An 18621-nucleotide genomic window follows, 5' to 3' on the forward strand; every position below is an offset into this window, starting at 1 on the left:
TCCACGATCGACGGCGTTCCGCACACCCAACCATGATCCAACCCGAACGCCCCAGGTCAAGCCGACCCGCCGACGAGCACCTGACCAGTCACCGCGCGAGAACTGGTGCTGCCGGAATGTGGACGCGCGCGTCGCGCCGCCGTCGTGCGGCAGGTCGAGCGAGGAATTCGCGTAACTCGGCGCGGCGCCGGACGTCGTGTCGGCCATTCGCACACCGCTGAGAAGTGGCGGCGGCAGGCGCGCATTTCCACGGGCTAGCAGGTCGTTGTCCGTGGCCGACCAGCGCGATCCGCCGGGACGAGAATGGCAACCCCGGGAGAGCTTACGCATCAGGTCGCGGAAGTCCTCTGGCTTCATCTGTCGTCCTTTCGGGGCGACGGTTCGCCGACAACGCGACTGCGTCAGATAATCGTGTTGTGCAAGCGGATACGTCAATGATTTATCGCTTGGTTCAGCAATCGTGGAGAGTATCTGGCCGCTGGCGACGTGGACCGTGGGGCGGAGAAGGGCGGAGGCGCGGCGGGGCTGGTCGGTGTTCCGAGAGCCGTGTAGTTCCTGGTGGCTGCCACTGCTCCGGAGGCTGTGGATCGGCCTCGACGTGCCGGTGGGTTCCTCGCTCGGCCGGTCGGACCGACGGCGAACCCGGCCGGTGTGGTGCCGGCTCGCGCTGCTGCGTGGTGCCGGGCGAGTTTCCCGTGGGCGTTCGGCGGGGCGGGTGACGAAGGCGCGGCAACGAGAATTGGGCCCGCAGGAAATCCCACGGCTCAGGTGACCCGTCGGGAGCCTCGGCTTCGTAGGAATTGATCACCGCTGGGTCGAAGCCGGGATCACGGATGTGCCTGTCTGGTTGACATGCGCGGTGTAGCGGTAGCGGAGGTGGTGGTTCGGCGATTGTTGTCGAGGGGATGCCCGCCGGCGGGGCAATCAGACGGATGTCGGCCATCGAGCCCGCCGACCCTTGACCCGATTATCTTCGCCATGCCATTCTCGGTCGTCGGGAATCTTCAGCGTATTCAGGGTCTGGCGCTGTCCTCCGACTGCCGTGCGGCAACAGTTTCCCCGGCCCGCGTATTGGCGCTGACGTCATTGCAGCGCCAGGAGCGGCATCCTGCCGCACATCCCTCGGCCCGCCCACCCTCGGCGTGGGTGGCACCTTAGGATCAGCTACCAGCCCGACCACCGCTACTGGCCGTTCCAGGTGCTGGAGTCGACGATGTGCCTGGTCATAGCTGCGCTGCTGACGGTCTTCGGCCTGTGGCGGATCCGGCGCCGTCTCGCCTGGGGTCGTCCCACCGCGTCGGTGCCGCGCGCATGGCCGGCGGCACCGACGATCCTCCTGCCCCATCGGACACGGCCGGAGAGCATCAGCACCGCCGCCGGCACGGCGGGCAGGCCGCCGCTGCCCTGACTCTCGGGTGACCCAGATCCTGGACGGGTGACCGTCGCTGCCCCGCGGCGCTTCGCCGGTCGCTGCGGTGCGCGAGCGAGCGGCGATTCGCCGCGCGGAGGTGTCACCGGGGCGGCTGCTGGTTGGTCTCAAGGGATGCAGAGGCTGAGCAGGAGGAGACGATGTGTCGGACATCCAGGAGCAGATCCGGGAGTTGTACGCCGCCGCGGCGTCGCGCCTGGTGTCGCAGTTGTTCGCGATCACCGGTGACTACGCGGAGGCTCAGGACGTAGTGCAGGACGCCTTCGTACGGGCGCTGGCCCGGCCGGTCGGTTCGGTCAGGTGGAGCATCCGGAGGCGTGGCTGCGTACGGTGGCCCTCAACATCGCCCGGAGCCGGCACCGACGCCGGATGGTCTTCGCCCGGCTGGCGCGCTCCGGCCAGCTCGACGGTGGACAGCGGGGGACCGCGGGCATGTCGCCCGACCACGTCGCCCTCGTCACCGCACTCCAGCGGCTGCCGCGCCCGGCCCGTGAGGCCGTCGTGCTGTACCACATCGCGGACATGACGGTGGCCGACGTGGCGGAGGCCCTGGGCTGCTCCGTGGAGGCGGTCAAGACCCGCCTCGTCCGGGCCCGTCGTGCCCTCGCCGTCGACCTCGGCGACACCGCCGACATCGCCACCGTTCGACCAGGGATCGTGAACAAGAGAGGTTCTCTCCATGCCTGACCTGGACTTTGCCGGGCTCGACCGGGCCGCCCAGGCGGCCTTCAGACCGGACTTCACCGAGGTGCGGCGCCGGGCGGCACGCCGTCGACGGCACACCCGCGTGGCCGCGGCCTCGCTGACCACGCTCGCGCTGGTCGCTGTCGCCGGGGTCGCCTCCGCCGGTCTGCACCGCGCGGACCCCCAGGTGTCCGTTCCCGGCCTCGGCGGGACCCCGACGCCCGGCTTCATCCCGACGCCAGCGCCTTCCACCAGCCCCGTCCCCGGCGGGGCCCGGACCCCCCCGTCCGGGCCCGGTGGTCGCGGGAGACCTCGACCACTTCTACTTCCGCTGGAAGAACTGCCGCGAGGACGACTGCGTGCTGATGGTGTCGGGCACCGCCGACCGTGGGGCGACCTGGCGCAGCCGCGAGCTTCCACTGTCCGGCAACGCGCTGGTCGCCCTCGCCACGGCCGGGCAGCGCACGCTGATCGCGTCGTACCAGGTCGACGTCGGAGCCGGAGACCGGCAGGGCTGGCTCGCGAGCGTCGACGGCGGGGAACGGTGGCGGGAGGTGACCGCGGACGCGGCCGTCCAGGTGCCCGACGGATGGCGCGTGCTCAACCACATGCTCGGCCCGCGCGCCGACCGGATCGTGGCGGCGGACCCGGCCACGGGTGACGTCGTGCAGGTGGCGCAGACCACGGGGCTGGCGTTGCCCGCGCTCGCGGAAGACGTGCCGCCCGAGGCGGGCATCTGGGGCAGCGGCTACACGGCCGTGGACACGATCGACGGCCGGCTCGTCGGCCGGGGCAGCGCGATCACGGTGAGCCGCGACGGAGGCCGTACCTGGCAGCGACACGTCTTCGCCGGGTCGCTCACCGCCGGCCACGACGTCGCGCTCGACGTGGCCACGTGGGACGGCCGCACCGTCTACGCCGTCGGCAGCATCGACGGCACACTGGTCGTCCATCGCAGTGGTGACGGCGGCCGGACCTGGCAACGCACCGCCGGCAGCGCAGCCGTCGGTGACCGGCAGCTTCGCGCCTTCGTCCGGTCCGACGGAACGCTGGTCATCCAGGCCGGTCTCGTCGCCGACGACAGGCCGCTGATGTTCAGCAGCGGCGACGGGGGGCAGCGCCTGTCCCCGATGGAGCCCGCGCCCGGCGCGGCGGCCGTACCGGTACCGGGCGGATACGCGCAGGGCGGCTGGCCGCACACCCCGGGCACGTGGTGGTCCGCCGACGGGAAGACCTGGTCCTTCCTGGGCGCGCCCGACCTGCCCTGACGCGGGGCTCCCGCCGGGCCGGCACCGCCCGGCGGGAGCGAGGCGGGACCGGGCAGCGGTGGTGCGGCGAGATCCACGGATGCGTGCGCACCGTCCGCTGCCGACCGCGGCGGCACAGTCGGGGGTCGCCGCGTCGAGGAAGTCGATGACGAGGGTGGCGAGTTCCCGAGGACGTTCCGTTTCGGGCAGGTCCTCGGTGGCGAGGACGAGCAGCGAGGGGCACCGGGTGTCCCGGTAGGCAGGGGTCAGGTCGAGCGCCTCCATCGCTTCCCGGAGCTGCCCGGTCAGTTCCCGGCCGGGGCGCAGCCGGCTCCGGCCGTCATCGCCGGGCACGAGGTTGCGTTCGAAGGCCGCCACCCAGTCTTCCTCCGCGGCGCCGTACCGTCGAGCCATCGCCCGCTGCCCGGCCAGCGCCGCGGCCATCTGTTCGGCGCTGAGCGGCTCGGCCGCCATCGTCGCATTTCGTCGAACACGGCCCGCAGCTTGGCGAGTTCCGTCGCTGCCTGCTCCGGGTCCATTCCGGCGAGCTGCTCGGGGCGCCCGAGCGTCGGATTCCCGTCCAGGCTGACCGCGCCGCGGCAGTCGGGGTGGCGCTGGGTCCACAGCGTGGCCAACATCCCGCCGAGGGAGGTGGCGACCACCGCGGGAGCGGTCAGGCCGAGACCTGGTGATTCGATACGCCGGACGCCGGACGCCGGACGCCGGACCAGACGCCGGACGCCGCGGCGGCGGGCGTGGCGTGGGCGGCCGCTGCGGGCTCAGGTGGTGCCGTGTGGGGGAGCGGCAGCCTCGACGGCCGGTGCGGACGCCGCCTCCGCGAGCGCGGCCCGGAGGGTGTCGCGCAGCGGTCCGTCGGGGTGCTCGATCCAGTGCTGGACGGCGACGCGCAGGGTGGCCAGGAAGGTCGCCGCCAGGACCCGGGCCCGCAGCTCCGGGTCGGGACCGGCCAGCCGGTGGAGGACTTCGTCGGCGAGTTCGCGCTCGATGGTGGTGTACGCCGCGATCTGCTGGGCGACGAGTCCCGGGTGTCCCCGCAGTTGGCGGCGGCGGACCAGCCACGAGGGGGGCGTGTTGCCGTACGCCTCCTCGGCGAGGTGCTCGGCGGCCCGGCTCAGCGCGCGCCACGGCGGCGCGTCGGGCGGTTGCTGGCGGACCAGCTCCAGCAGCCGGCGCAGCCGTACGGCGTCGCCGTGGAAGATCGCCTCCTCCTTGCTGGAGAAGTAGTTGGAGAACGTCCGGCGGGACACGTTCGCGGCGTCGGCGATCGCCTCGACGGTGACGCGGTCGAGCCCGTGCTCGGAGGCCAGGCGCAGGGCCGCCTCGTGCAGGGCGAGGCGGGTCGCCGCCTTCTTGCGCTCCCGTAGCCCGGTGGCCTCGTCCATGCCGACAGCCTAGTGCCGACGTGACTCGTTTCTCATTGCGCAAACTTGCTCATTAGGCAAGATCGGCAGATGCTTGTATGCGGCAACCATCTGCGATGTGGGAGGAACGTGGACGGCACCGCTCGTCAACTCGGCACGAGGCTGCACGAACTGGTCCGGACCGTACGGCTGATCCGGCGGCGCCGGGCCGACGTGCGGCCGCTCGTGCCGCTCGGCCTGGTCGGCATGCTCATGCAGATCGACCGGCTTCCGGCCGGCTGCCACGCGCGGGAACTCGCCGCCCGCACCGGGCTGGACCCGTCGACCGTGAGCCGCGCGATCGCCTCGCTCGTCGGGCTCGGCCTGGTCGAGCGGGGCGCCGACCCGACCGACATGCGGGCCAGGGTCCTGGCCGTCACCCCTGACGGCCGGGCCGCCCTGGCCGAGATCTTCGGCTGGTACGGCGGGGTGCTCGACCGGGCGCTCGCCGACTGGACGCCCGACGAGATCGCGGCGCTGAGCGGGGCGCTCGGCCGGTTCACCCGCGACATCGAGACCGCCCTCGGACACCACGACAACCTGGAGGCCGCGCGATGAGCGCACCCACCACGACGACCGGCGACACGCCGATGACGCATCGGCAGACGCTGGAGGCGCTCAGCGGCCTGCTGCTGGTGCTCTTCGTCGCCATGCTCAGCGGCACCGTCGTCTCGACGGCGCTGCCGAAGATCATCGGCGCGCTGAACGGGTCGCAGACCCAGTACACGTGGGTGGTCACCGCCACTCTGCTCACGGCGACCGCGACCACCCCGATCTGGGGCAAGCTCGCCGACCTGTTCAACAAGAAACTCCTGGTGCAGGTCGCCATCGTCGTCTTCCTGGTCGGCTCGGTGGTCGCCGGCCTCGCCCAGACCGCCGGCCAGCTCATCGCCGCGCGTGCGTTCCAGGGCATCGGCGTCGGCGGCCTCCAGGCGCTCGTCCAGGTCGCCATCGCGGCAATGATCCCGCCGCGGGAGCGCGGCCGGTACAACGGCTACCTCGGTGGCGTCATGGCTGTGGCGACGGTCGGCGGCCCGCTGCTGGGCGGGCTCATCGTCGACACGTCCTGGCTCGGCTGGCGCTGGTGCTTCTTCGTCGGGGTCCCCGTCGCCGTCATCGCGCTGATCCTCCTCCAGGTCACCCTGCGCCTGCCCACGGTCCGCCGCGACAACGTGAAGATCGACTACCTGGGCGCCACCCTGATCGCCGCGGGGGTCAGCGTGCTGCTCATCTGGATCTCCTTCGTCGACGACTCGTTCGCCTGGGTCTCCTGGCAGAGCGCGGCGATGGTGGGCGGCTCGGTCCTGCTGCTCGCCCTGGCCGTCTGGGTGGAGGTGCGGGCTGACGAGCCGGTGGTCCCGCTCGACCTGGTCCGCCAGCGCACCACCGCCCTGGCCATCCTCGGCAGCCTGGCGGTCGGCATGGCGATGTTCGGCGGCGCCGTCTTCCTCGGCCAGTACTTCCAGATCGGCCGCGGCTACAGCCCGACGGAGGCCGGGCTGCTCACCATCCCGATGATGGCCGGCGTCCTCGGCTCGTCGATCGTCGCCGGTCGCCTGATCACCCGGACCGGGAAGGTCAAGCCCTACATCCTCGTCGGGGCGGTCGTGCTCGTCGCCGGGTTCGCCCTGCTCGGCACCATCGACCACGAGACGTCGCTGGTGCTGGTCGGCGCGGCCATGTTCATCGTGGGCGTCGGGGTCGGCATGACCATGCAGAACCTCGTCCTCGCCGTGCAGAACACCGTCTCCCTCAAGGACATCGGCGCGGCCAGCTCCACCGTGGCGTTCTTCCGCTCCCTCGGCGGCACCATCGGGGTGTCGGTGCTCGGCGCGGTCCTCGCCCGCCGGGTCACCGAGCAGATCACCACCGACCTCGCCGCCGCGGGCATCCCCACCTCCGGCGGGGGGACCGGCAGCCTCAACATCGATGCCATGCCGGCTGTGGTCCAGCAGATCGTCCGGGCCGCGTACGGCGACGCCACCGGACACATCTTCCTGATCTCCGCGGCCATCGCCGTCGTCGGCGTCCTCGCGGCGGCCCTGCTCAAGCCGGTCACCCTGCGCACCAGCCTGGACCTGCCGGACGCCGCCACCTCGGCGGCCGTCGCCGCCGACGCCGTCGACGGCGCTCCCGCCTTCGACCAGGTGGACGTGGACGCCGTGGCGAAGGAGACGTCGGCCCGCCGCTGAGGTCCGCCCCACGCCCGCCGGGGCCGCCGCCATAGGAAGACGGCGGCGGCCCCGTTCGTCGGCGGGCAGGTGGAGCCGGCGTCGGGGCCGCGCACCCGCACGACGGTCGCGTGGTCGAGGGCGAGGCAGCCTGCTCCGCCACGGGTGCGGCGGACGCGGGAAACACATCGGGGAGGGACGGTCACCGTCCCTCCCCGATGTCGACCGGGCCGCCTCAGGACAGGAACTTGTCCAGGGCCGCCTCGATGGTGCCGGAGTCCGGCGACGCGTACGACTTCATGGTGCTCTTGTTGTACGAGATGAAGCTCGGGCACCGGTTCGCCGGGGCGCTCACGGTGCCGCCGTCGCCGATCTTCTCGCCGGTCTTCGCCGCGTAGAAGGTCAGCTCGTAGCGCGACGAGACGTAGTCGATGGTGACCTGCTTGTCGGAGCTGTCCTTGTACTGGCACTTGCGGGGCGTGCCCTCGCTGCCCTCCACGAACTTCAGGCAGCCGACGACGGAGACCGACTCGAAGTCGGCGCTCTTGGCGTAGTACGGCTTGTTCGAGGCGATCGACTTCGACGACCAGAACGTCAGCCGGTCGGGGTTGTTCGAGAAGACGTACGCCTTGGCGCCGGACCCGCCGTTGTAGGGCGCCGCGTTGAGGATCTGGCTGCCCTCGCAGACGTCGCCCAGGTCGCTGGAGTAGCGGGCGGTCACCGCGTTGTTGCTGTTGCCGGGATCCTGCGACTCGGACTGCCCCGGGGTGGGGGTGGCGTCGGTGCCGGGCTCGCTGGACCCGCTCGGGGTGGCGGACGCGACCGGGGTGGGATCTTCGTCGTCGTTGACGAGGACGAACCCGACGCCGGCGCCGCAGAGCACGAGCAGGACCACCACGGCGGCGGCGGACAGGCCGATGATCAGGCCCTTGTTCGACTTCTGCGGCGGCGGGACCGGGGCCCCGAACTGCGGTTGCTGCCCTGGCTGGCCGTATCCGGGGTACCCGCCCTGCGGGGCCGGCGGCCCGCTCCACGGGGTGACGTTCGGATCCGGCTGCCCTCCGTACGGAGGGTGACTGTCGGTCATCTGAAGCCCTTATCACTGTCGATGTGTGCCCAGGCACGGGAATCATGGAACAGGGTAGTGAGCGCTCCAAATCGCGACGGTTGCCGGCGATCCGGTCGAGGTCCGGGTCATAGCCGCCAAGAATCGGCCATCACCCTCTGTGTAGGAGATGGCTGCCCTGAGTCGACGGGGGTCGGCGGCGGCCCGGCGGCGTCGGGGAGGCGGATCCGGGCCGTGCAGCGGGATTCCGCTCCCCGCGCCGCTCAAGTGCGGACGCCGCGCCGGGCGTGCCCTCCCCGTGACGAGGATCACTCATCCCGCCGGTCCGCGATGTGGGCGGTGCCGCCCGGCCGGGGCTTCGGTCGGTCCGCAGTGTCGCCCACCGCCGGGCGCGGGGTGTCGCCGCCGTCGCCGTGACGGTCGCCCGGTCGGCGGCCGGGCGACCGTAGATGTCGACGCATCTCAGTTGGATGCCTGTTCGCGCAAGCCTTTCACGTGCGGTTCTTCAACATCGTCCTCACATCGTGAACACCAAGGAAATATACGAAGATGAATGTGGTGGCTAAGGTTTCCTCATCGTCCACCGCCTGCCGGGTGCGCCACGAGCCACCCGAAGGCGACGACAGTAGGAGGACCGGGAGATGACACTCCCTCGCACTCGACGGCGTACCCTCGCCGGCGCGGTCGGCGTCTTCGCCAGCGCCGCCATGGTCACCACCATGATCGGCGCCCCGGCGACAGCCGCCCCCGGGACCGGCGAGATCCGCAGCGCCGGCGGCGCGACGGCCGTGGCCGACAGCTACATCGTGGTGCTCAAGGACAGCAGCGTCGGCGGTCGCGCCGGCACCCGGCAGGCCGAGGTGCGCAGCAGCGCCGGCTCGCTGGCCGCGCGCTTCGGCGGGACGGTCGGGCACGTCTACGGCGACGCCCTCAACGGCTTCGAGGTGCGGCTGTCGGAGCGGGCCGCGAAGCGCCTCGCCGCGCATCCCGCCGTCGACTACGTCGAGCAGAACCATACCGTGACGACGACCGCCACCCAGTCCAACCCGCCGTGGGGCCTGGACCGCATCGACCAGCGGGCCCTGCCGCTGAGCCGCACGTACACCTACAACAGCAGCGGCACCGGCGTCACCGCGTACATCATCGACACCGGCATCCGGACCACCCACGTCGATTTCGCCGGCCAGGCCGTCGACGGCTACGACGCGATCGACAACGCGCTGCCGGCCGCCGACTGCAACGGCCACGGCACGCACGTCGCGGGCACCGTCGGCGGCAACACCTACGGCGTCGCCAAGAACGTCCGGCTGGTGGCCGTGCGGGTGCTGAACTGCCAGGGCAGCGGCACCTGGGCGCAGGTCATCGCCGGCATCAACTGGGTGACCTCGAACCACCAGGCGGGCCAGGCTGCGGTGGCGAACATGAGCCTCGGCGGCTCCTACAACAGCTCCCTGAACACCGCCGTGGCGAACTCCATCTCCGACGGCATCACCTACGCCGTGGCCTCCGGCAACTCGAACGCCAACGCCTGCAACTACTCGCCGGCCTCGGTCCCGACGGCGCTGACCGTCAACGCCTCGCAGAGCAACGACGCGCGGGCCTCGTTCTCCAACTGGGGCACCTGCACCGACATGTTCGCCCCCGGCGTGGGCGTCCTGTCGGCCTGGTCCACCAGCGACACCGCCACCTCGTCCATCAGCGGCACCTCGATGGCCTCGCCGCACGTCGCCGGCGCGGCCGCCCGGGTGCTCAGCGTCAACCCGGGCTGGACGCCCGCCCAGGTCCACTCGTACCTGGTCAGCCAGGCCACGACCAACGTGATCACCAACCCGGGCAGCGGCTCGCCGAACCGCCTGCTCTACCTAGCTCCGACCTTCTGACCCTCCGATGCCGGTGGCCGTAACGGCTCCCGGCGGGAACGGTCGCACCGGCCCCGAGGCGTCCCGCCCCGGGGCCGGCCCGTGCCCGGGCCGCTCTTCGCCGCCTGCGGGGTCGTCCGCCCAGATCCGGGCGCCGATCGGTGCGAGGCCGCCGTCCCGCGGCCGTCCGCGCGCCGGCAGACTTGCCGGATGTCGTCGACGATGCTGGTGGTCGGCCCGGAGTTGGCCGCCGCCCTGGTCGCCCTGGCCGTGGTGGCCGCCGTCGTGGTCCGGGCCGGTGGGCTCGGGCAGGGCCGGCAGGTGCTGGTCGCCGCGGCCCGCGCCGCGCTCCAGCTGGCGGCCGTGTCGCTGCTGATCACCGCGATCGTGGTGTCGCTGTGGGCGACGGCGGCCTTCGTCGTCCTGATGTGCGCGGTGGCGGCGGCCACCTCCGGCCGGCGGATCACCGGCCGGTGGAACTGGTGGGCGGGCGTGCCGATCGCGGCGGGGAGCATGACGGTGGTGGCGGGGCTGCTGTCGGCGGGGCTCGTGCCGATGCGCGGGATCGCCGTCATCCCGGTGGCCGGAATCCTCATCGGCGGGGCGATGACCGCGACGTCGCTGGCGGGCCGGCGGGTGCTGGACGAACTGACCGCCCGTCGGGGAGAGGTGGAGGCCGCCCTGGCGTTGGGGCTGCCGGCACGGGACGCCGTCCTGCTCGTGTGCCGTCCGGTGGCCGGGCAGGCGCTGGTGCCGGCGCTGGACCAGACCCGCACGGTGGGGCTGGTGACGCTGCCGGGCGCGTTCGTCGGGGTGCTGCTGGGCGGCGCCAGTCCGCTCACGGCCGGGATCACGCAGCTGGTCGTGCTGGTCGGGCTCCTCGCGGTGGAGGCGGTCGCGGTCGTCATCACCGTCGAACTCGTGGCCCGCGGCCGGTTGCGTCCGGCCCGGGCGGAGCTGCTCCCGTTCGACCTGCGGGCGGTCGGTGGCGGCCGGCGGGTCCGGACCTGACGCCGAGGGCGGTCCGGACCCGCCGGCCGTCAGACCGGTACGGGGTGATCCGACTCGAACCGGGCCCGGGTCAGGAACGCCAGCTGGGTCCGCTTGTCGGGCATGTCCACCTCGTCGCCGAAGGCGAAGCCCTCCCGCTCCAGCCGGTCCAGTGCGCGCTGGTTGCGTACGTCGGGTTCGACCACGATCCGCTGCCGCGTGGGGTCGCTGAACAGGTAGCGGGCGAGGGCGGGGCCGACGGCGGTGGTGAGGCCGCGCGGCGGGCGGTTGCCGGGCGCGAGCAGCAGGTGCATCCCGACGTCGCCGGGCCGGACGGCGTAGCGCTCGCCGACCGGGTCCGCCTCGGGCTGGTAGGTCTGGAACAGGCCGACCGGCGTGTCGTCGAGCATGATCAGGTACGCGTGGTGGGTGGTGAGCCCGTCGACGAACTCGTAGATCTCCCGCACGTCGTCCACCGAGTACGAACCCATGCCCCAGAACGACGCCCGCGGCTCGGTCACCCAGCCGTGCACCAGTTCCGCGTGGCGCTTCGGGTCCAGCACGACGAGCGACAGCTCGCCGAACCCGGGGATCTTCTCCTGATAGATCACGATGTCTGTGCTCCTGCTTCCGGGGTGAGTTCTCGCCAGTCGGTGACCACCGGGACCAGCTCGCCGCCGGCCCACAGTGGGAGTTGGTCGTCGAAGTGCGGGTCACCGGGCCGTCCGGAGGCGCCGAACGGCACGACCCAACGGCTGTCCGCGCGGTCGGTCAGGTCCCACACGTAGCGGGCCACCGGGCCGCGCCAGCACGCGTCGGACACGCCCGGGACGCTGGAGGTGGCCAGCACGCAGTCGGTGTCGCCGGCCAGCGCGACCCGTTCCCGCATCGCGCGTACGGCCGCGTCGACCGCCGGCTCCACACCTAGGTGGACCGGGTGCAGCACGTGCCGCCGGCCCCACGGACCGGGCGGGTCGCCCGCCGCGACGTCCGCCAGCGCCCCGGCCGCCACCGGGCCGACGTCCCCGCCCAGGCGGTGCAGCCCGGCGACCACCCCGTCGAGGGCGTGGCCGATGCGCGCCAGCGGGTCGGTCCACGGCGTGAACAGCGGGTCGAACGCGCTCGGGGCGCGCAGCGGGCGCAGGCACGGGTGGTCGTGCAGCCGACGGACCAGGGCCGCGCGCCAGGCGGCGAAGGCGCCGGCGTCCGTGCTGTCGGCCCCCATCCGCCCGTCCCAGGCGAGCAGCCGGTCCCGCAGGCGCCGCGCCGGCTCGCCGAGGCCGTCGGGGGCCAGCCGGTCGAGCACGCCGCGCAGGGCCGCGGCCTCCAGTCGGGTGTCCATGTGTACGGCCGTCGGGCCGGCGCCGTCGGCCAGCAGGGCGCGGATGCGGTGGGCGCGGTGCGGCGGGGCGAAGTCGGCGCCGAGGTCGGCGGTGTCGGGGCGCCGGTCGTTGGCGCAGACCGCCACCCCGTCGACGGCGGTGCGGCGCGGTGGCGCGTAGCCGCCCTGCCACCGGTAGCGCGGGTCCCAGCCGGGCACCGGTTCCCGCCGGCACCGCTCGTCGCGGATCGGGACGAGCCCCGCGACCAGGTGGACCACCGCCCCGTGCCGGTCCGCGACGAGGACGCTGTTGACCGGCTCGACCCAGTCCCGCAGCGCGTCGGCGACGTCGCCGACGCTGCGCACCCGCAGCAGCGGCAGCAGCGCGTCGAAGCCGAGGCGCCCCTCGACCCGGCTGGGGGTGCGCAGGCTGATCGCCTCGCCGGTGTCCCGGTCGTGGTCGACGACCGGTCCGCGGGGCGTCTCGATCACCTCGACGGACTCCGGCTCGCCGCCGCGCACCTCGATCCGCTCGACGTGGCGGTGCGCCGGCGCCCAGCCGTCCGCGTCGCGGACCAGCACCCGGTCGCCGTCGCGGCGTACCTGTTCCCGGTAGAGGTCCTGGTAGTCGGCCATCGCGTTGGTGACCGCCCAGGCCACCTCGCCCGCGTGCCCGAAGTGGGGCAGGCCCGGGACGCCGGGGAACGCGAAGCCGAGCACGTCGAACTCGGGGCAGGCGAGGCGCACCTGCTGGTAGACGCCGGGCAGTTCGAGGATGCGGTGGGGGTCGCCGGCGACGACCGGCGCCCGGCCGGTGACCGGCTCGCCGGGCAGCGCCCAGGCGTTGCTGCCCGACCCGCTGGGTCCCTCGACGGCGAACAGGCCGGTCGCCGCCGGGCCGAGGGCGCCGGCGACGTGGGCGTGCCACAGCTTGTTGGGAAAGGTGGAGAAGAGCACGTGCTGGACGAGGAAGACGCCGAGCGGCGACCACGGCCGCCACGGTCCCGGCGCGCAGCCGAGCGCCGCGAACTCGGGCGCCGCCGCGGCGCCCTCGGCGAGCCCCTCGTTGACCCCGTCCACATAGGCGGTGACCCACCGCCTGGTGTCGGGGGCGAGCCCGTCGAAGCAGCGCCGCGCGGTGTCGTCGAGGCGGGCGCGGCGGGCGAACCTGTCCCAGCCCAGCTCCGCGGGGCCGACGTGCTCGGCGAGGCGACCCTCCGAGCGCCACCGCTCGACCTCGATCTGCCAGGCCCGGTCGACGGCGGCCACCCGCCCCTGGAGGCGGGCGAGGTCGTCGACGGTGTCGGCGCGCAGGTGCGGGACGCCCCACTGGTCGCGATAGACGCCGGTCATCGCGGCGCGGGTCGGATGGGCGGCCGGGCCGCCTGCCACAAGAACATCAATTTAGGTTACCCTCCCCTAACTGAGGCAGACCTTACCTGGAGGGGTGCGTGAAGCGGAACTGGGAAGCCCTGGTGCTGAAGGCGATGGGCGGCCGGGACTTCCGGCTGACCGTGCTCGGCGCCAAGTCGGTGGGCGGGAACTACCGCCGCCTGCACATGGACGGCGGCGGGCTGCTGGAGGCGTACGGCGTGCACCCCACCATGTGGGTCCGGCTGTGGTTCGACAACGACGGCCGCCCGCACCAGCGCGCGTACACCCTCGTCGACCCGGACCCGGCGACGGGCCGGTTCGACCTGGAGTTCGCCATCCACGACGGGTGCGCCGCCCGCTGGGCTAAGGACGCGAAGCCCGGCGACACCATCGACGCCACCATGCAGGGCAGCGCGTTCAGCCTGCCGGACCCCGCCCCGCGGCACCTGTACCTGGTCGGCGACGCCGCCTCGCTACCGGCGGTGAACAGCCTGCTCGACGCGGCCCCCGACGTCCCAGCCACGGTCTGGCTTGAGTACGCCGACGACGGCGAGAAGGCCCTGACGCCGCGCGCCCGGGCGGGGCACGAGGTCACGTGGGTGCCGCGCCGCGACGACGGGCGGCACCTGGTCGACACCGTCTGTGCCGCGCTGCCCGCCGCCGCCGACGCGCACTACTGGGTGGCCTGCGAGGCGGCCAGCACTCGCGGCATCACCAGGCACGTGCGGCGGACGCTGGGCGTCGGCAAGCACCAGGTCACCTCGCTGGGCTACTGGAGCGCCCGTTGACATCCTCCCCCGCCTAAAGGCGGGGGATTCCCACCCTCGCGGGTTGGGGTTCCTGGTTCACCGCAGACCGCACGGAAGGTTGCCCCTCGTGTCTGACGTCCGCTCCGCAGGCGTTTTGCGTCTCGACCAGCCCGGCCGCGACGGCGATGTTCTGGGCGGCGTTGACGTCCCGGTCGTGCCGGGTGCCGCAACTCGGACACGTCCAGTGGCGTGTGCCGAGGGAGAGTGTGGCGAGCAGGTGCCCGCACGTCGAGCAGGTCTTCGACGACGGGTACCAGCGGTCCACGACCGCGAGGGTACGGCCGTCGCGGTGCGCCTTGTAGGTGAGCAGGGTGCGGAACTCGGCCCAGCCGGTACGCGAGATGGATCTGGCCAGGGGCCGGTTGCGGACCATGTTCGCCACCGCCAGGTCCTCTACGGCGATGGCGGCGAACCGGCGCACCAGGGCGGTGGACTGCTGGTGCAGGAAGTCACGGCGGGCGTCACGCACCCGCGAATGCGCCCGCGCGACCTTCCGTTTGGCTTTGGCGCGGTTGGCGGAGCCCTTCTGTCGGCGGGCCATCATCCGCTGATATCGCTTGAGTCGGCGTTCGCGCCGCTCCATGTGTTTCGGGTGGGGGATGCGCTGGCCGGTGGACAGGACCGCGAAGTCGGTCAGGCCGAGGTCCACGCCCACCACCTGACCGGTGGGTTCGGGTGCGGTGGGTGTGTCGATGTCGGCGGCGAAGGTCACGAACCAGCGGCCGTCCGGGTCGCGGGATACCGTCACCGTCGTCGGGTCCAGCCCGGCCACGTCCAGGTCCGGCCACGACCATACGAACCGCAGCATGCCGGGTGTCTTTCCCAGCGTCAGGTTCCCGCCGCGCAGGCGGAACGCCGAGCGGGTGTAACTGGCGGACTGGCGGCCGTGCCGCGTTTTGTAGCGCGGGTACCGGGCCCGCTTGGCGAAGAACGCGGTCATGGCGGTGTGCTGGTGCCGCAGGGTCTGCTGCAACGGCACCGACGACACCTCACCCAGGAATACCAGGTCGGGCTGCTTCTTCATGTCCGTCAGCGCCCGATCCGTCTCCGCGTACGAGGTCGATCTGCCCTCAGCGCGGTAACGAGCATGACGGGCGGCGAGAGTGCGATTCCAGACGACACGTACACACCCGAACGTGCGGTTCAGCACCACCGCCTGCTCCGGGGTCGGGTACGCCCGACACCTGTACGCCGTCCGCACAGGACCAGTCTTACCAGAAAGGACAGACATGGCTGACAACGCATTCGCCATTCCTCCCCGCCCTGAAGGACGGGGCATCCTGGCGGTGATCCGGTGAAGGGTCGGCTCGGCACCCTCACCGCGCTCTACGTCACCCAGTACCTCGGCATCGGCTTCATCACCGTCGGGCTGACCGCCATCCTGCGTGACGGCGGCACCTCTCTCGACACGCTGGCGCTGCTGCAGTTCGTCGGCCTGGTCTGGCCGGTCAAGTTCCTCTGGGCGCCGATCCTCGACCGGTACGGCTCCCGCCGCCGCGGCCACTACCGGTCCTGGCTGCTGGTGCTCCAGGGCGGCCTGGTGCTGGCCCTGCTGGCGCTGCTGCCGTTCGACCGCCCGGCCGAGCAGCTCGGCCCGGTCGTCGCGATCTGCGTCGCGTACGTGTTCCTCTCCGCGACGCAGGACATCGCCGTCGACGCGGTCGCCGTCCGGCTGCTGTCGGAGCGGGCGCGGGGTGCCGGCAACGGGATCCAGGTCGCCGCGAGCTACGTCGGCAACCTGCTCGGCGGCGGCGCCTGCGTGATCGTCTACGACCGGTTCGGCTGGGTGCCCGCGATCCTGCTGCTGGCCGTGCTGACCGCCGTCGGCCTGCTGGTGGTGTGGCGGTTCCGGGAGCCCGCCCGCGCCGACCGCGTCCGGACCGGCCAGGCGTACCGGGCGCTGCTGTCCGTGTTCGGCCAGCCCGGCTGCCGGTGGTGGACCTTCGGCGTGGTGCCCCTGGTCTATACCGGAGCCGGCGCGGCGTACGCCCTCGTCACGCCGGCCCTGGTCGACGCGGACTGGTCGCTGGAGCGCATCGGCGTGGTGACCGGCGTGGTGACCAGCGTGCCGGCCGTCGCGGCCGGTCTGGTCGCCGGCGTCGGGATCGGCCGGTTCGGGCGAGCGGGCGTGCTCGTCGCCGGGGGAGTGGCGCTGGCGGCGTCCACGGCGATGCTGCTGCCGCTGATGAACGGCCGCGCCCCGCTCGGCGGGACGGTCGCCGCGCTGTGCTGCTTCATGGCCGGGTACACGGTCGCCAACGTCGTGCTCTACACGGTCAACATGGACTACTCCCGCCCCGGTACGGGCGGCACGGACTTCACCGTGCTGTCGTCGTTCGGGCTGGTCTGCTCGTTCGTGGCCGCCGCCGTCGCGTTGGCCGCGGCCGGTCAGGTCGGCTATCCCGCGGTCGCGGTGGCCGCCATCGTCCTGGTGGGACTCGGCGTCGCGGTGGGCGTGGCGCACCAGCGCCGGTTCCGGCGCCCCGCCGGGGCGGCGCCCGGGGAGCGGGTGTTGGCGACGGCGCCGAACTGAGCGAAATCGATGCGACGCGGCAACATCTTTGACACGAACTTAGGTTAGGGTAACCTAAGTTCGCTCGATCATCGGATCGCTGGCGGAAGGCGACGCCCACGTCCCCCGCCACCGTGTCCACTCCCGACCGCTGAGGACCCGCATGAGCCTGCCCGGATCCACCGTCCAGGCACCGTCGACCGGGGTGACCCCCGGGACGAACGGCGCCCGCGCCCACCTGTTCACCGCCGGTTCGGTCGAGGACTACCGGCGCGTGCTGACCGCCGGCATCGACCGGGTGGCGACCCGGGTGGCCGGCGCGGACCGGCCGTTCACGGGCGTGACACCGGACGAACTGGCGCCCCGGATCGCCGGCATCGACCTGGACCGGCCGCTGGGCGACACCGGCGCCGCGCTCGACGAACTCCAGGACGTCTACCTGCGCGACGCCGTCTTCTTCCACCACCCCCGCTACCTGGCACACCTCAACTGCCCGGTGGTGATCCCCGCGCTGCTCGCCGAGGCCGTGCTCAGCGCCGTCAACTCCTCCCTGGACACCTGGGACCAGAGCGCCGGCGGCACCCTGATCGAGCGCCGGCTGGTCGACTGGACGGCCGAGCGGATCGGCCTGGGGCCGGCCGCCGACGGCATCTTCACCAGCGGCGGCACGCAGTCCAACCTCCAGGCGATGCTGCTGGCCCGCGAGGAGACCTGCGCCCGGGTGACCGGCCGCGCGACCGGGCAGCCGTCCCGCCCGGAGCTGCTGTCCCGACTGCGCATCGTCACCTCGGCAGCCGGCCACTTCAGCGTGCAGAAGGCGGCCAAGCTGCTCGGCCTCGGCGCGGACGCGGTGGTCACCGTGCCCACCGACACCGACCGGCGGATGCGCACGGACGAGCTGGCCCGCGAGATCGACCGCTGCCGCAGCGAGGGGCTGGTGGTGATGGCGGTGGTGGCCACCGCCGGCACCACCGACTTCGGCACCATCGACCCGCTGCCGCAGATCGCCGACGTCTGCGCGGCGGCCGGCGTCTGGCTGCACGTCGACGCCGCGTACGGCTGCGGGCTGCTGGTGTCGCCGACCCGGCGGCACCTGCTCGACGGCATCGAACGGGCCGACTCGGTCACCGTCGACTACCACAAGTCGTTCTTCCAGCCGGTCAGCTCCAGCGCCCTGCTGGTGCGCGACCGGCGGGTGCTGCGGCACGCCACCTGGCACGCCGACTACCTCAATCCCGCCCGGATGGTCGAGCAGCGCATCCCCAACCAGGTCGACAAGAGCATCCAGACCACCCGCCGCTTCGACGCGCTGAAGCTCTGGCTGACCCTGCGGATCATGGGCCCGGACGCCATCGGCGCGCTCTTCGACGAGGTGGTGGACCGGGCCGCCGATGCCTGGCAACTGCTCACCGAGGACCCCCGCTTCGAGGTGGTCACGCGGTCGCAGCTCAGCACCGTGGTCTTCCGCTACCTGCCGACCGGCCCCGGCCGCGACCTCGTCGACGACGCCAACCTGTACGCCCGTGAGGCGCTGGCGGCCTCCGGCGCCGGGCTGGTCGCCGGGACCAGGGTCGACGGCGCGCACCACCTCAAGTTCACCCTGCTCAACCCCGAGACCACGCTGGACGACATCGCCCACGTCCTCGACCTCGTCGCCGACCACGCCGGCTGGTACGCGCACACCAGGGCGACCGCCGAGCTGACCTGCCCCGTCGGCTGACGACCCGTCCCCGCTGGA

The 18621-nt window shown here is 72.7% G+C and carries 15 protein-coding genes; 9 read left to right on the forward strand and 6 right to left on the reverse strand.

Annotated elements, in window-relative coordinates:
- Positions 1-357: hypothetical protein (locus AB0G14_RS27730; protein WP_357702299.1), on the reverse strand; the 357-nt coding region annotated here is incomplete at its 3' end.
- A gap of 1372 nt (positions 358-1729) precedes the next feature.
- Between AB0G14_RS27730 and AB0G14_RS27735 the strand changes: the two genes are divergently transcribed.
- The gene (locus tag AB0G14_RS27735; RefSeq protein ID WP_357702301.1) at positions 1730-2116 is read left to right on the forward strand and encodes a sigma-70 family RNA polymerase sigma factor; all 387 of its coding nucleotides are present in this window, start codon (positions 1730-1732) and stop codon (positions 2114-2116) included.
- A 293-nt stretch (positions 2117-2409) separates the two neighbouring features.
- Positions 2410-3381, forward strand: a complete 972-nt coding sequence (locus tag AB0G14_RS27740) for a hypothetical protein (RefSeq protein WP_357702303.1) — start codon at positions 2410-2412, stop codon at positions 3379-3381.
- Between the two features lie 758 nt (positions 3382-4139).
- On the opposite strand, the gene AB0G14_RS27745 is transcribed toward AB0G14_RS27740, so the two are convergent.
- Positions 4140-4763 (reverse strand): TetR family transcriptional regulator, encoded by a 624-nt coding sequence (locus AB0G14_RS27745; RefSeq protein ID WP_357702305.1) that lies wholly within the window; start codon positions 4761-4763, stop codon positions 4140-4142.
- 108 nt (positions 4764-4871) lie between these two features.
- Here AB0G14_RS27745 and AB0G14_RS27750 point away from each other — a divergent pair, with 108 nt between their 5' ends.
- Both AB0G14_RS27750 and AB0G14_RS27755 read left to right on the forward strand, forming a co-directional pair.
- Positions 4872-5339, forward strand: a complete 468-nt coding sequence (locus AB0G14_RS27750; protein WP_357702307.1) for a MarR family winged helix-turn-helix transcriptional regulator — start codon at positions 4872-4874, stop codon at positions 5337-5339.
- Positions 5336-6973, forward strand: a complete 1638-nt coding sequence (locus tag AB0G14_RS27755; RefSeq protein WP_357702309.1) for an MDR family MFS transporter — start codon at positions 5336-5338, stop codon at positions 6971-6973. Before AB0G14_RS27750 ends, AB0G14_RS27755 begins: the two co-directional genes overlap by 4 nt.
- Before the next feature lie 214 nt (positions 6974-7187).
- On the opposite strand, the gene AB0G14_RS27760 is transcribed toward AB0G14_RS27755, so the two are convergent.
- Positions 7188-8039, reverse strand: a complete 852-nt coding sequence (locus AB0G14_RS27760) for a hypothetical protein (RefSeq protein ID WP_357702311.1) — start codon at positions 8037-8039, stop codon at positions 7188-7190.
- A 620-nt stretch (positions 8040-8659) separates the two neighbouring features.
- Between AB0G14_RS27760 and AB0G14_RS27765 the strand changes: the two genes are divergently transcribed.
- Both AB0G14_RS27765 and AB0G14_RS27770 read left to right on the forward strand, forming a co-directional pair.
- On the forward strand, positions 8660-9898 hold the full coding sequence (locus AB0G14_RS27765; RefSeq protein ID WP_357702313.1) for a S8 family peptidase: 1239 nt from the start codon (positions 8660-8662) through the stop codon (positions 9896-9898).
- Positions 9899-10087: 189 nt separating this feature from the next.
- Positions 10088-10888, forward strand: coding sequence for an ABC transporter permease (locus tag AB0G14_RS27770; protein ID WP_357702315.1), 801 nt, complete (start codon positions 10088-10090; stop codon positions 10886-10888).
- Positions 10889-10917: 29 nt separating this feature from the next.
- On the opposite strand, the gene AB0G14_RS27775 is transcribed toward AB0G14_RS27770, so the two are convergent.
- Positions 10918-11478, reverse strand: a complete 561-nt coding sequence (locus tag AB0G14_RS27775) for a GNAT family N-acetyltransferase (protein WP_357702317.1) — start codon at positions 11476-11478, stop codon at positions 10918-10920.
- Positions 11475-13541, reverse strand: coding sequence for a penicillin acylase family protein (locus AB0G14_RS27780; RefSeq protein ID WP_357702319.1), 2067 nt, complete (start codon positions 13539-13541; stop codon positions 11475-11477). Before AB0G14_RS27780 ends, AB0G14_RS27775 begins: the two co-directional genes overlap by 4 nt.
- A gap of 98 nt (positions 13542-13639) precedes the next feature.
- On the opposite strand from AB0G14_RS27780, the gene AB0G14_RS27785 reads away from it, so the two are divergent.
- The gene (locus AB0G14_RS27785; protein WP_357702321.1) at positions 13640-14350 is read left to right on the forward strand and encodes a siderophore-interacting protein; all 711 of its coding nucleotides are present in this window, start codon (positions 13640-13642) and stop codon (positions 14348-14350) included.
- A gap of 13 nt (positions 14351-14363) precedes the next feature.
- Here the strand turns inward: AB0G14_RS27785 and AB0G14_RS27790 are convergent, their stop codons facing one another.
- The gene (locus AB0G14_RS27790) at positions 14364-15650 is read right to left on the reverse strand and encodes an RNA-guided endonuclease TnpB family protein (RefSeq protein WP_357702323.1); all 1287 of its coding nucleotides are present in this window, start codon (positions 15648-15650) and stop codon (positions 14364-14366) included.
- Between the two features lie 15 nt (positions 15651-15665).
- Here AB0G14_RS27790 and AB0G14_RS27795 point away from each other — a divergent pair, with 15 nt between their 5' ends.
- On the forward strand, positions 15666-16904 hold the full coding sequence (locus AB0G14_RS27795) for an MFS transporter (protein WP_357702325.1): 1239 nt from the start codon (positions 15666-15668) through the stop codon (positions 16902-16904).
- 142 nt (positions 16905-17046) lie between these two features.
- A complete protein-coding gene (locus AB0G14_RS27800) occupies positions 17047-18603 on the forward strand; it encodes an aspartate aminotransferase family protein (RefSeq protein WP_357702327.1) in 1557 nt (518 codons plus the stop codon).
- The last annotated feature ends 18 nt before the right edge of the window (positions 18604-18621 follow it).

Origin of the sequence: Micromonospora sp. NPDC023814, assembly GCF_040639595.1 — a bacterium.
Taxonomy (GTDB): Bacteria; Actinomycetota; Actinomycetes; order Mycobacteriales; family Micromonosporaceae; genus Micromonospora.